This window comes from Geodermatophilus sp. SYSU D01186 (assembly GCF_054050215.1).
The window spans coordinates 85861-97346 of record NZ_JBJGYW010000019.1; the positions used below are offsets into that span (position 1 = coordinate 85861).

Here is an 11486-nt window from a genome sequence, read left to right on the forward strand (position 1 = left end):
GCAGGCTCGGGGTGAGCCACGGGACGGGGCCGCGAGCCCCTGCAGAGGGCCGTTCAGCAGCCGCTGATGCTCACGCCGCGGGCACGCATCCACGGCACCGGGTCGACTTGGCCGCCGTACATGGCCCCGCTCGGGTGCACCTCGAAGTGCAGGTGCGGCCCGGTCGACTGCCCGCGGTTGCCGACCTCGGCGATCTGCTCGCCGGCCACCACCCGCTCGCCGGCCCGGACGAAGTACCGGTTGACGTGGCCGTAGACGGTGATCGCGCCGTCGTCGCCGCGGACGTAGACCGCGTAGCCGAAGCCGGTCGCGGTGCCGGCGCGCTGCACGACGCCGGAGTGGGCCGCGTAGATCGGGGTGCCGATCGGGGCGGCGATGTCGACGCCGCCGTGCAGGGCGCCCCAGCGCCAGCCGAAGCAGCTGGAGGTGCGGCCGGAGGTGGGCTTCACGTACGGGCCGGAGCCACCCGAGCCCCCTGACGGCGCGGCGCCCCCGCCACTGGTGGAGGCGGCGGACCGGGCCGCGGCGGCCGCGGCGGCGGCCTCCTCGGCGGCACGGCGGGCGGCCGCGGCGGCCGCGGCCTCCTCGGCGGCCTTCTGCTGCTGCCACTGCTGGTAGGCGTCGCGGGCGCCCTGCAGCTCGAGGAGCTTGATCTGGGCGGCCTGCAGCTGCTGGTCGTAGTCGGCCTTCTGCGCGGCGACCTGGTCGTAGGCGGCCCGCTGGGCGGCCAGCTGGCCGTCGGCGGCGGCCTTGGCCTCCTCCGCCGCGGCCTCCGCGGCGGCCATCTGGTCGCGGGCCGAGCGGGCGGCGGAGTCGGCGTTGGCCTGCTGGACACGGGCGATCTCGAGCTGGCCGAGGACGTCGATCTGGTTGTCGGAGACGTAGTCGATCATCGCGGCCCGCTGGACCAGCTCGGCCGGCCCCTCGGCGTCCAGCAGCACCGCGGCGGTGGACAGCGTGCTGCCGTTCATGTAGCTGTCACGGGAGAAGCCGGCGATGCGGGAGGTGGCCGCGGTGACGGCGTCGGCCGCGACCTGCAGCTCGGCCGCCGTCCGCTCGGCGGCCTCCTGCGCCTGGGCGAGGGCCTCCTCGGCGGCCAGGTAGGCGGCGCCGGCGGCCTCGGCCTGGACGGCGTAGCGCTCCAGCTGCCCCTCCGCCTCGGCGACGAGGGCGGCGATCCGGCCCACCTCGGCGGCGGCGGCGTCCTGGGCCGACTGCGCCTGGCCGATCTCGGTGTCGGTCGGATTGGGCGGCGGCGCCGGGACGGCACCGGCGGGGGCGGCGGTGCCGACCAGGACCACTCCGGTCACGGCGCCGGCGAGCAGGGCCCGCACGGCACCGGCACGCGTCCACGAGCGGGACGCCGCGACCCCGGAGGGGACGGACGCGCGCCGGCGGGGACGGCTGTGCAGCATGACGCTCCCTGGGGAAGAGGGGGGCGGGGGGGCCGACGCAGCGTGGCACCGTCACACCTGGTGACAAAGCCAACACGCGGCACAGTCGTCACACCGTGCTCGCGGAGCGCCTGCTCCCCTCCTGTCCCTCTTGTTCTCGTCACCCCGGGGGCTCACCTTGAGGGCTGACCGGCCCCTTTCTCGGACGGCGGCCGCTCCAGCTCGGTCGTCAGCTCCGCGAGCTCGGCTCCGCCGGCCATCAGCCGGGTGATCTCCTCGACGCTGACCTCGCCCTTCGCGAAGTCCCCGAGGCTGCGACCGCGGCCCAGCAGCAGGAAGCGGTCCCCCACCGGGTGGGCGTGGTGCGGGTTGTGGGTGATGAAGACCACCCCGACCCCGCGGTCGCGCGCCCGGGCGATGTAGCGCAGCACCATGCCGGCCTGCTTCACCCCGAGCGCCGAGGTCGGCTCGTCGAGGATGAGCACCCGCGCGCCGAAGTGGACGGCGCGGGCGATCGCCACCGACTGCCGCTCGCCCCCGGAGAGGGTGCCCACCGGCTGGTCGGGGTCCCGGATGTCGACGCCCATCGCCCGCAGCTCACGGCGCGTGACCTCCTTGGCGTGGGCGGAGTCGAACCGCAGGAAGGGCCCGCGCCCGCGGGTCGGCTCGGCCCCGAGGAAGAAGTTCCGCCAGATGGCCAACAGCGGGATCATCGCGAGGTCCTGGTGGACCGTGGCGATCCCGGCGTCCAGGGCCTCCCGCGGGGCGGAGAACGACACCGGCTGCCCGTCGAGCAGCACCTCCCCGCGGTCCGGGCGGTGCACCCCCGCGAGGATCTTGATGAGCGTGGACTTGCCCGCCCCGTTGTCACCCAGCACGCAGGTGACCTCGCCGGCCCGCACGGTGGTGCTCACGCCGTCCAGGGCGATCACCGAGCCGAAGTCCTTGCCGACGTCACGCAGCTCCAGCAGGGGCACCTCGATGCCGCTCACCGGCGCGCCGCCTCGGCGTAGCGGCGGACCAGCCGGTTGGTCAGGACGGCGAGCAGCAGCATGGCCCCGAGGAAGAAGTAGAACCAGTCGGCGTCCCAGCGCAGGTAGACGATGCCCAGCTGGGTCATGCCGAACACCAGCGCCCCCAGCGAGGCGCCGATCGCGGAGCCGAACCCGCCGGTGAGCAGGCACCCGCCGATGACCGCGGCGACGATGTAGATCAGCTCCTGGCCGATGCCGGTGTTGGCCTGCACCGAGGTCAGCCGGATCGCCAGGGTCGTGCCGACGAACCAGGCCGCGGCGGCCGTCGTCATGAACAGCGTGACGGTGGTGCGCCGGGTCGGGACGCCGACGTTGCGGGCCGCGACCTCGTCCCCGCCGGTGGCGAAGACCCAGTTGCCGAACGGCGTCTTCAGCAGCACCCAGGCCGCCAGGGCGGTGACCAGCACCCACCACAGGACCGCCACCCGGAACTCGACCCCGGCCATCTGCATCCGGGAGGCGAACACCCACTCCGCGCTGCCGTAGCCCGGCGCTGCGGCGATCCCGCCGGCGGTGACCGTGCCGGTGAAGAACTTGGTCAGCCCCAGGTTCAGGCCCTGCAGCATCAGGAACGAGCCCAGCGTGATGATGAAGCTGGGCAGCCCGGTGCGGGTCACCAGCCAGCCGTTGAGGAAGCCGACCCCCAGCGCGAGCACCAGCGCGACGGCGATCGCGACCCAGACGTCCTGCCCGAACTCCGTCGCGACGATGCCGACCGTCAGCGCCGTCGTCCCGGTCATCACGCCGGCGGAGAGGTCGAAGTGCCCGCCGATCATGAGCAGCGCGACCGCGACGGCCATGATCCCGAGCGTGGACGCCGGGTCCAGCCAGTTCGCCACGCCACCGAGCGAGCGGAACACCGGCGACTGCAGCGCGAAGAACGCGAAGACCACCACCGCGCCGATGAGGGCGCCGAGCTCGGGCTTGACCAGCAGCCGCCGCAGGGGGCCGACGGCGGCGATGCGCTCGTCGGCCTGCGGGGCGGCCTCGGCGGCGGCGCTCAGCGGGTGCCGGCCGAGGCGAGGCCGGCGATGTCGTCGACGTTCCCGGCGTCGACGATGCCGGGGCCGGTGAGCACCGGGTGCCCGCCGCCGACGGTGTTCAGGTTCTGCGCGTAGAGCTTGAGCATCACGATCGGCAGGTAGCCCTGCTCGTACTGCTGCTGGTCGACGGCGAAGGAGATGTCCCCCGCCTGGATGCCGCTGATGACGTCCTGGTTGAGGTCGAAGGTGGCGATCGCGGCGTCGGAGCCGGCGTCGGACACCGCCGCGACGGCCACCGCGGCGACCGCGGAGTTCAGCGTGAGGACGCCGTCGATGCTCGGGTCGCTCTGCAGCTGCGAGGTGATCGTCGACTGCGCGCCCTGCAGGTCGTTGATGTCGACCTGCAGCGGGGTGAGCTGCCGGCCGAGGCCCTCCGCCGCGCCGGCGCAGCGCTGCTCGTGGCCGATGTTGCCCGGCTCGTGGACGACGCACAGGACGTTCTGCGCACCGTCGGCGGCCAGCCGCTCCCCGGCGCCGCGCCCCGCGATCTCCTCGTCCTGGCCGACGTGCCCGACGGCGCCGAACTCCACCGAGCGCTCCCCGCCGGAGTTGATCGTCACGACCGGGATCCCGGCCGCGACCGCGGCCTCGACGGCGTCCTGCAGCGCGTCCGGGTTGGCCATCGAGACGACGAGGCCGTCGACGTCCTGGTTGACCGCCGCGTCGACCAGCTGCGACTGGCGCTGCGCGTCGCCGTCGCTCTGGTAGTCCACGGAGATGCCGAGGTCCTCCCCCGCGGCCTCGGCGCCGTTCTGCACGACGTCCCAGAACGCGTCACCGGCCGAGCCGTGCGTGACGACGGCGAAGGTGAGGTCCCCACCGGCGTCGAGACCACCCCCGCCGCTCCCGCCGCCGCCCCCACTGCCGCCCTCGGTCGTGCAGGCGGCGAGCAGCAGCGGCGCCGCGACCGCCAGTGCGAGCAGTCGGCTCGGTGCAGCCATGGAGCGGTCGTCCTCCGAGGGGGTCGCTGGGGGTGTCCGACCCCCGATCATGCCCGCCCGCCTGCGCGGGCCCGCCGGAGCCCCCGCCCCCGCGTTCTACCCTCGCCGCGTGGACGTTCTCGGCTCCGGTCACGAACAGGTCGTCTTCTGCTCCGACCCGGGGTCCGGGCTCCGCGCGGTGATCGCCATCTACTCCACGGCGCTGGGTCCGGCGCTGGGCGGCACGCGGTTCTACCCGTACCCCAGCGAGGAGGCCGCGGTCGCCGACGCGCTGGCCCTGTCGAAGGCCATGGCCTACAAGAACAGCCTGGCCGGGCTGGACCTCGGCGGTGGCAAGGCGGTCATCATCGGCGACCCGGCCACCGACAAGACCGAGGCGCTGCTGCGTGCCTACGGCCGGTTCGTCGAGTCCCTGGGCGGCCGCTACCTGACCGCTTGCGACGTCGGCACCTACAACGCCGACCTCGACGTCGTCGCCCGGGAGACCCGGTTCGCGCACGGCCGCTCCGAGGCCAACGGCGGCTGCGGCGACTCCTCGGTGCTCACCGCCTACGGCGTCTTCCAGGGCATGCGGGCCGCCGCGCAGCACCGCTGGGGCAAGCCCTCCCTCGCCGGGCGCACGGTCGCCGTGGCCGGCGTCGGCAAGGTGGGCAGCTGGCTGGTCGACCGCCTCGTGGAGGACGGCGCCGACGTGGTGGTCACCGACGTCGACGCCGGCGCGGTGGAGCGGGTACTGGCCCGCCACCCCGCCGTCGACGCGGTGGCCGACACCGCGACGCTGGTGCGCACGCCGTCGGACGTCTACGCCCCCTGCGCCCTCGGCGGGGCCCTGGACGACGAGACGGTCGCGGAGCTGGAGGCCGAGATCGTCTGCGGCGGGGCCAACAACCAGCTCGCCCACGACGGCACCGCCGAGCAGCTCATGCGCCGGGGCATCCTGTACGCCCCGGACTACCTCGTCAACGCCGGCGGGGTGATCCAGGTGGAGGACGAGCGGCACGGGTTCTCCTTCGCCCGCGCCGAGGCCAGGGCCGCCGGCATCTTCGACGTCGCGCTGCGGGTGTTCCGCAGCGCCGAGGAGCAGGGCGTCTCCCCCGCCGTCGCGGCCGACCGACTGGCCGAGGAGCGCATGGCCGCCGTCGGCCGGCTGGCCACCATCCGCCTGCCGCGCTGAGGTCGTTCGCCCCTTGCTCCGCGGGACGGCGGGGACCGAGGCTGGGGACGGTCCCGCCGCAGGCGTGGGCCCGGCCCGGGACGCGCTGCTCGCGACGGCGCCCGGCGCCTCGCCGACGGCGACGGTCGGACGGACGGGGCGGCGGGGCGACCGAGGAGGTCGTCATGGGTCAGGCACGCGAGACCATGGACCGCATCACCGACGCAGTCGTCCGGGGCGATGCCGAGGCTCTGGGCCGGCTGTACGCGTCGGACGCCGTCGCCGACCGGCCGGAGGGGCCCCGGCTCCAGGGCGGTCCGGCGATCGTCGAGTACCTCATGGGCTTCCGGAGCGCGTTCCCGGACCTGACGTGGGAGTCCGGGAACGAGTACGAGAGCGGCGACACCGCCATCGACGAGGGGTACCTCGTCGGGACGCACACGGGGACGCTCAGCGGACCCGAGGGCGACATCCCTCCCACCGGCAGGGCCCTCCGCCTCCGCGAGTGCGACCTCGTCACCGTGCGGGACGGGGTGGCCGTGCAGCACCGCTTCTACTACGACCAGCTGGACTTCCTGACCCAGCTGGGACTCAGCCAGCCCGAGGCGGCCCCCGCAGCGGTCCCCGGGCCGCGGGCCACCACCGACGAGGCGCCCGCCCGCGCGCCCCGCTGACACCCGGACGGACGGGTCCGGCCTCCCCACGACGCCCTGACGGGGGACTGCGGGGGGAGACCCGTGCCCGTCGCGGATCCGTGTCGTAAGCTCGTCCGAGACACAGTCACTCAGTCGGGGTCGCCACGCGGGCCGTCCAGCCCGGAGCTGGGCTCCCGTACTCCGTAACGAGGGGGTCGAGCCGATGGGGCGCGGCCGAGCGAAGGCCAAGCAGACACGCGTGGCCCGTGAGCTCAAGTACAGCTCACCGAACACCGACCTCTCCGCGCTCCAGCGCGAGTTGGCCGGTTCACCGTCGTCGTCGTACACCGCTCCTCACCGGGCGACCGACGACGATGACGAGGACGACGAGTACACCGACCGCTGGGCGGACGACGACTCGGACGACGACTGGGCCACCAGCCGTTGATCCGGGTGCGCCCGCACCCGTCGGTCTGACCGCACGACACCGCCGCCCCCTCGGGGGCGGCGGTGTCGTTGCGCGTGCTCCTGCTGCCGCCGGCCCCCCGGGTCCGGCGGCTCCCGGTGCCGGCCGGCAGCGGGCTCAGCGGTAGCTGCCGACCAGCCGTGCAGCGGTGTCGGTCGAGCGCTCCTGCACGCTGCCCGCGACCCAGGCCGGGACCCCGCGCGCGGCCAGCGCCGCGACCGCCTCGTCGGCGACCTCCGGGGCCACCGCGGCGACCATGCCGACGCCGCAGTTGAAGGCCCGCTCGGACTCCGTGCGCGGCACCCCGTGCTCCTCGAGCAGGCGCACGGCCGCCGGCAGCGCCCAGGTGCCCCGGTCGAGGACGGCCTCCAGGCCGTCGGGGACGACGCGGGCGGTGTTGCCGGCCAGGCCACCGCCGGTGATGTGCGCGTAGGCGTGCACGCCGTCGACGCCGAACCGCTCCACGAGGGCCAGGCAGTCGAGCGCGTAGATGCGGGTGGGCTCCAGCAGCTCCTCGCCCAGCGGCCGGCCCAGGCCGGCCGGGGTGGCGTGCAGGTCGAGCCCCGCGGCGGCGACCACGCGGCGGACCAGCGAGTAGCCGTTGGAGTGGAAGCCGGAGGACGCCATCGCGATGACGGCGTCGCCGTCCTGGACCCGCTCCGGGCCCAGGACCGCGTCGGCCTCGACGACGCCCACGGCGGTGGCGGCCAGGTCGTAGTCGTCGGCGCCCATGAGCTCGCCGTGCTCGGCGGTCTCCCCGCCGACCAGCGCCGCGCCGGCCAGCGTGGCACCGGTGGCGATGCCGGTGACGATCGCCGCGATGCGCTCGGGCACCACCCGGCCACAGGCGACGTAGTCCTGCAGGAACAGCGGCTCGGCGCCGCAGGCCACCAGGTCGTCGACGACCATCGCGACCAGGTCGATCCCGACGGTGTCGTGGCGGTCGAGGGCGCGGGCCAGCGCGATCTTGGTACCCACGCCGTCGGTGGAGGAGGCCAGCAGCGGCCTGCGGTACTTGGTCGTGTCGAGGGCGAACAGGCCGGCGAACCCGCCGAGGCCGCCGACGACCTCCGGGCGGTTGGTCTTCTCCACCGCCGCCCGCATCAGCGTGACGGCGCGCTCCCCCGCGTCGATGTCGACGCCGGAGGCGGCGTAGGTGAACTCGCTGCCGTTGCTCACGGGCGGGTCAGGGCGTCGTCGGCACCACCGGGCACGGTGGCGCTGCCGGCCTGCTGGCCGGTCCAGCCGCTGACCGCACGCGTGGCGTCCACCCGGCGGCCGATGCCCTCCAGCAGGTGCTTGCCCAGCACCTCGGTCTCGCCGAGCGGGATCGGGTACTGGCCGGTGAAGCACGCGGTGCACAGCCGGGTGGCCGGCTGCTCGGTGGCGGCGATCAGGCCCTGCTCGGAGACGTAGGCCAGCGAGTCGGCGTTGATGGAGGCGCGCACCCCGTCGACGTCCAGGCCGTTGGCGATCAGCTCCGCGCGGCTGGCGAAGTCGATGCCGTAGAAGCACGGCCACTTCACCGGCGGCGAGGAGATCCGCACGTGCACCTCGACCGCGCCGGCCTCGCGCAGCATGCGGATCAGCGCCCGCTGCGTGTTGCCCCGCACGATGGAGTCGTCGACGACGACCAGCCGCTTGCCACGGATGACGTCGCGCAGCGGGTTGAGCTTGAGCCGGATGCCCAGCTGGCGGATCGTCTGCGACGGCTGGATGAAGGTGCGGCCGACGTAGGAGTTCTTGACCAGGCCGAGCCCGTAGGGGATCCCGCTGGCCTCGGCGTACCCGACCGCGGCCGGCGTGCCGGACTCGGGGACCGGGATGACCAGGTCGGCGTCGACCGGGTGCTCCTTGGCCAGCCGCCGGCCGATCTCGACGCGCGCGGCGTGCACCCCGCGGCCGCCGATCGTCGTGTCGGGGCGGGCGAGGTAGACGTACTCGAAGACGCAGCCCTTGGGCTCGGCCGCCGCGAAGTGCTGGCTGCGCAGGCCGTCCTCGTCGATGGCGATGAGCTCACCCGGCTCGACCTCGCGCACGATCGAGGCGCCCACGATGTCCAGGGCCGCCGTCTCGCTGGCCACCACCCAGCCACGCTCGAGCCGGCCGAGGACCAGGGGTCGCACGCCCTGCGGGTCGCGGGCGGCGTACAGGGTGGTCTCGTCCATGAAGGTGAAGCTGAAGGCGCCGCGCAGCTGCGGCAGCACCTCCATGGCGGCGGCCTCGACCGAGAGGTCGGGCCGGGCGGCGATCAGCGCGGTCACCAGGTCGGAGTCGGTGGTGGAGCTGAAGGCGCCCCGCACCCCGCTGTCGGCGGCCTTGGCGGCCAGCTCCGCGGTGTTCACCAGGTTGCCGTTGTGGCACAGCGCCAGGCCGGTGCCGGCGTCGGTGGTGCGGAAGGTGGGCTGGGCGTTCTCCCACGTCGACGCACCGGTCGTGGAGTAGCGGGTGTGCCCCACGGCCAGGTGCCCGTGCAGGCTGCCCAGGGTGGCCTCGTCGAAGACCTGGCTGACCAGCCCGAGGTCCTTGTAGACGACGACCGAGGCACCGTCGGAGACCGCGATCCCGGCCGCCTCCTGACCGCGGTGCTGCAGGGCGTAGAGACCGAAGTAGGTGAGCTTCGCGACCTCCTCCCCCGGCGCCCAGACACCGAAGACGCCGCACGCGTCCTGGGGGCCGGGAGACTGGGGGTCGAGGTCGTGCGTCAGCCGTCCATCACCGCGAGGCACGGTGTCCACGGTACCGGGGCGGCGGCCGCTGCCCGCGAGCCGCGGGGTGACCGTGCCCACGTCCGGCCCGGCCCGCGCGGGTCGTCAGGAACCCGGGCGGGGACCGGCGCGTTGGTCTCCGGCCGTGTCCGTCCGTCTCGGAGGTGCCCGTGCCCGCCGTCCTGCCCGCCGCCCCGCCCACCGTGCTCCCCGCTCTGCCGCGCGTCGCGGACCAGGCCGAGCGGCTGATCGCCCTCGGTGCGCACGAGGTGGCCGGGCTGTCCGCCCAGGACCTGCGCGGCTGCGCTGCCCGCGTCCGGGACGACGGCGCGCTCCTCGTCCTGTCGCCGCAGCTGGCACCGGTCTCGGCGCTCGCGCCGCTGCTGGAGGTCGGCGGTCGCCGCGGGTTCGTCGTCGCCGACATGACCGACGTCGACGCGTTCGCCCCGATCGAGCAGGTCGGCCTGCCCGGCGGGCCGCTCTACCTGGTCGAGCAGCCCGACCGCGGCGACGCCATGGCGAACTGGAGCCCCGACGAGGCGCTGCCGGCGATCACCGGCGCGGACCGGACGCCGCTGACCCTCGGGGAGGGGCTGCACTGGGTGCTGCAGGCTCCGGGGGTCCTCGACCGCAACCACTGCTTCATGACGATCGGCTCGCGGCGGCGGAGGCCCGACGGGCGGCTCGACGCCCGGACGCCGGCGCTGTGGATCAGCAACGGGACCGGCCGCGACGGCCGCGAGCGGCGGCACGCCCCCAAGGTCGGCTGGTGCTGGGCCGGCAACCGGCACACGTGGCTGGGCTTCGCCTCCGCCCGGCGCCGCGCGCCGGTCACCTGAGAGCGCCGCTCCGCCCCACCTCCCGCGTGCGGGAGGTGGGGCGGAGGGGGTCGCTCAGTGGATGTTGTCGGTCTCGGCGGCGACGGTGGTGTCGTCGCCGTGGCCGGTCTTCACCACGGTGTCACCGTGCAGCGTCAGCAGCCGCGCCCTGATGGAGTTCAGGATCGTCGGCTTGTCGCTGTAGGACCGCCCGGTGGCGCCGGGACCGCCGCAGAACAGCGTGTCGCCGGTGAACACCGTGTTCAGGTCCGGGGCGTGCAGACAGGTGCTGCCCGGCGAGTGGCCGGGGGTGTGCAGCGCCGTCAGGGTCGTCCCGGCGACGGTGAAGGTCGTCCCCTCGGTCAGCTCGTCGTCCGGCGCGGCGTCCGGGTGGACGACGTCCCACAGCATCCGGTCCTGCGGGTTGAACCAGATCGGCGCCCCGGTGGCCTCGCGCAGCGCGACCGCGGCGGTGATGTGGTCGTTGTGCCCGTGGGTGAGCACGATCGCCGTCACCCTGCGTCCGCCGACCGCCTCGAGGATCGGTGCGGCGTCGTGCGGGGCGTCGATGACGAGCACCTCGCTGTCGTCGCCGACCAGCCAGACGTTGTTGTCGACGTCGAAGTCCTGGCCGTCGAGGCTGAAGACCCCGCTGACGACGGTCTTGTCGATGCGAGCGCTCACTTGAAGACGACCACCGAACGCAGCACCTCGCCGTGGTGCATCTTCTCGAAGGCGGCGTCGACGTCGTCGATGCCGATCGTCTCGGAGACGAAGTCGTCGAGCGGGAAGCGGCCCTGCAGGTACAGGTCGATGAGCATCGGGAAGTCGCGGCTGGGCAGGCAGTCGCCGTACCAGGAGGACTTCGTCGCACCGCCGCGGCCGAAGACCTCGATCAGCGGCAGCTCGATCGTCATGTCCGGGGTCGGGACGCCGACGAGGATGACGCGACCGGCCAGGTCGCGGGCGTAGAACGCCTGCTCGAACACCGCGGGGTGGCCGACGGCGTCGATGGCGACGTCCACACCGAAGCCGCCGGTGTGGCCCTTGATCGCCTCCACCGCGTCGGTGTTCTTGCTGTTCACGGTGTGGGTGGCGCCGAACTTCTTGGCCCACTCCAGCTTCCGGTCGTCGATGTCGACGGCGATGATCGTCGTCGCGCCGGCCAGCTTCGCGCCGGCGATCGCGGCGTCACCGACGCCGCCGCAGCCGAACACCGCCACGCTCTCGCCGCGCTTGACCGCACCGGTGTTGATCGCGGCGCCGACGCCGGCCATGACGCCGCAGCCGAGCA

The 11486-nt window shown here is 74.3% G+C and carries 12 protein-coding genes; 4 read left to right on the plus strand and 8 right to left on the minus strand.

The window, feature by feature from the left end; translation table 11 throughout:
- Positions 1-53 precede the first annotated feature (53 nt).
- The 4 genes from ACI784_RS15390 to ACI784_RS15405 form a co-directional block, all read right to left on the minus strand.
- Complete coding sequence (locus ACI784_RS15390; protein WP_457014035.1) at positions 54-1415, minus strand: M23 family metallopeptidase; 1362 nt, start codon at positions 1413-1415, stop codon at positions 54-56.
- Between the two features lie 152 nt (positions 1416-1567).
- On the minus strand, positions 1568-2386 hold the full coding sequence (locus ACI784_RS15395) for an ATP-binding cassette domain-containing protein (RefSeq protein ID WP_457014036.1): 819 nt from the start codon (positions 2384-2386) through the stop codon (positions 1568-1570).
- Positions 2383-3324, minus strand: coding sequence for an ABC transporter permease (locus ACI784_RS15400; protein ID WP_457014037.1), 942 nt, complete (start codon positions 3322-3324; stop codon positions 2383-2385). Before ACI784_RS15400 ends, ACI784_RS15395 begins: the two co-directional genes overlap by 4 nt.
- A 104-nt stretch (positions 3325-3428) precedes the next feature.
- The gene (locus ACI784_RS15405; RefSeq protein ID WP_457014038.1) at positions 3429-4412 is read right to left on the minus strand and encodes a sugar ABC transporter substrate-binding protein; all 984 of its coding nucleotides are present in this window, start codon (positions 4410-4412) and stop codon (positions 3429-3431) included.
- 109 nt (positions 4413-4521) lie between these two features.
- Between ACI784_RS15405 and ACI784_RS15410 the strand changes: the two genes are divergently transcribed.
- From ACI784_RS15410 to ACI784_RS15420, 3 genes are all read left to right on the plus strand, one after another.
- Positions 4522-5586: a Glu/Leu/Phe/Val family dehydrogenase gene (locus ACI784_RS15410; RefSeq protein WP_457014039.1), complete on the plus strand. Its 1065-nt coding sequence runs from the start codon at positions 4522-4524 to the stop codon at positions 5584-5586.
- Between the two features lie 164 nt (positions 5587-5750).
- Entirely contained in the window at positions 5751-6239 is a 489-nt protein-coding gene (locus ACI784_RS15415) for an ester cyclase (protein ID WP_456922408.1), read from the plus strand.
- Positions 6240-6423: 184 nt separating this feature from the next.
- Entirely contained in the window at positions 6424-6648 is a 225-nt protein-coding gene (locus ACI784_RS15420; RefSeq protein ID WP_456922407.1) for a DUF3073 domain-containing protein, read from the plus strand.
- A gap of 135 nt (positions 6649-6783) precedes the next feature.
- Here ACI784_RS15420 and purM read toward each other — a convergent pair whose 3' ends face one another.
- Both purM and purF read right to left on the minus strand, forming a co-directional pair.
- A complete protein-coding gene (purM, locus tag ACI784_RS15425; RefSeq protein ID WP_457014040.1) occupies positions 6784-7845 on the minus strand; it encodes a phosphoribosylformylglycinamidine cyclo-ligase in 1062 nt (353 codons plus the stop codon).
- Positions 7842-9395: an amidophosphoribosyltransferase gene (purF, locus tag ACI784_RS15430; protein WP_456922405.1), complete on the minus strand. Its 1554-nt coding sequence runs from the start codon at positions 9393-9395 to the stop codon at positions 7842-7844. Before purF ends, purM begins: the two co-directional genes overlap by 4 nt.
- Before the next feature lie 149 nt (positions 9396-9544).
- Here purF and ACI784_RS15435 point away from each other — a divergent pair, with 149 nt between their 5' ends.
- Complete coding sequence (locus ACI784_RS15435) at positions 9545-10213, plus strand: DUF5701 family protein (RefSeq protein WP_456922404.1); 669 nt, start codon at positions 9545-9547, stop codon at positions 10211-10213.
- Positions 10214-10267: 54 nt separating this feature from the next.
- Here the strand turns inward: ACI784_RS15435 and ACI784_RS15440 are convergent, their stop codons facing one another.
- Together ACI784_RS15440 and ACI784_RS15445 are read right to left on the minus strand one after the other, a co-directional pair.
- Positions 10268-10876 carry an MBL fold metallo-hydrolase gene (locus ACI784_RS15440; protein ID WP_456922403.1) on the minus strand — a complete coding sequence of 203 codons (609 nt, stop codon included), beginning with the start codon at positions 10874-10876 and terminating at the stop codon, positions 10268-10270.
- Positions 10873-11486, minus strand: a 614-nt coding sequence (locus tag ACI784_RS15445; RefSeq protein WP_457014041.1) for a zinc-binding dehydrogenase, incomplete at its 5' end; no start/stop codon positions are given. The genes ACI784_RS15440 and ACI784_RS15445, both read right to left, overlap by 4 nt.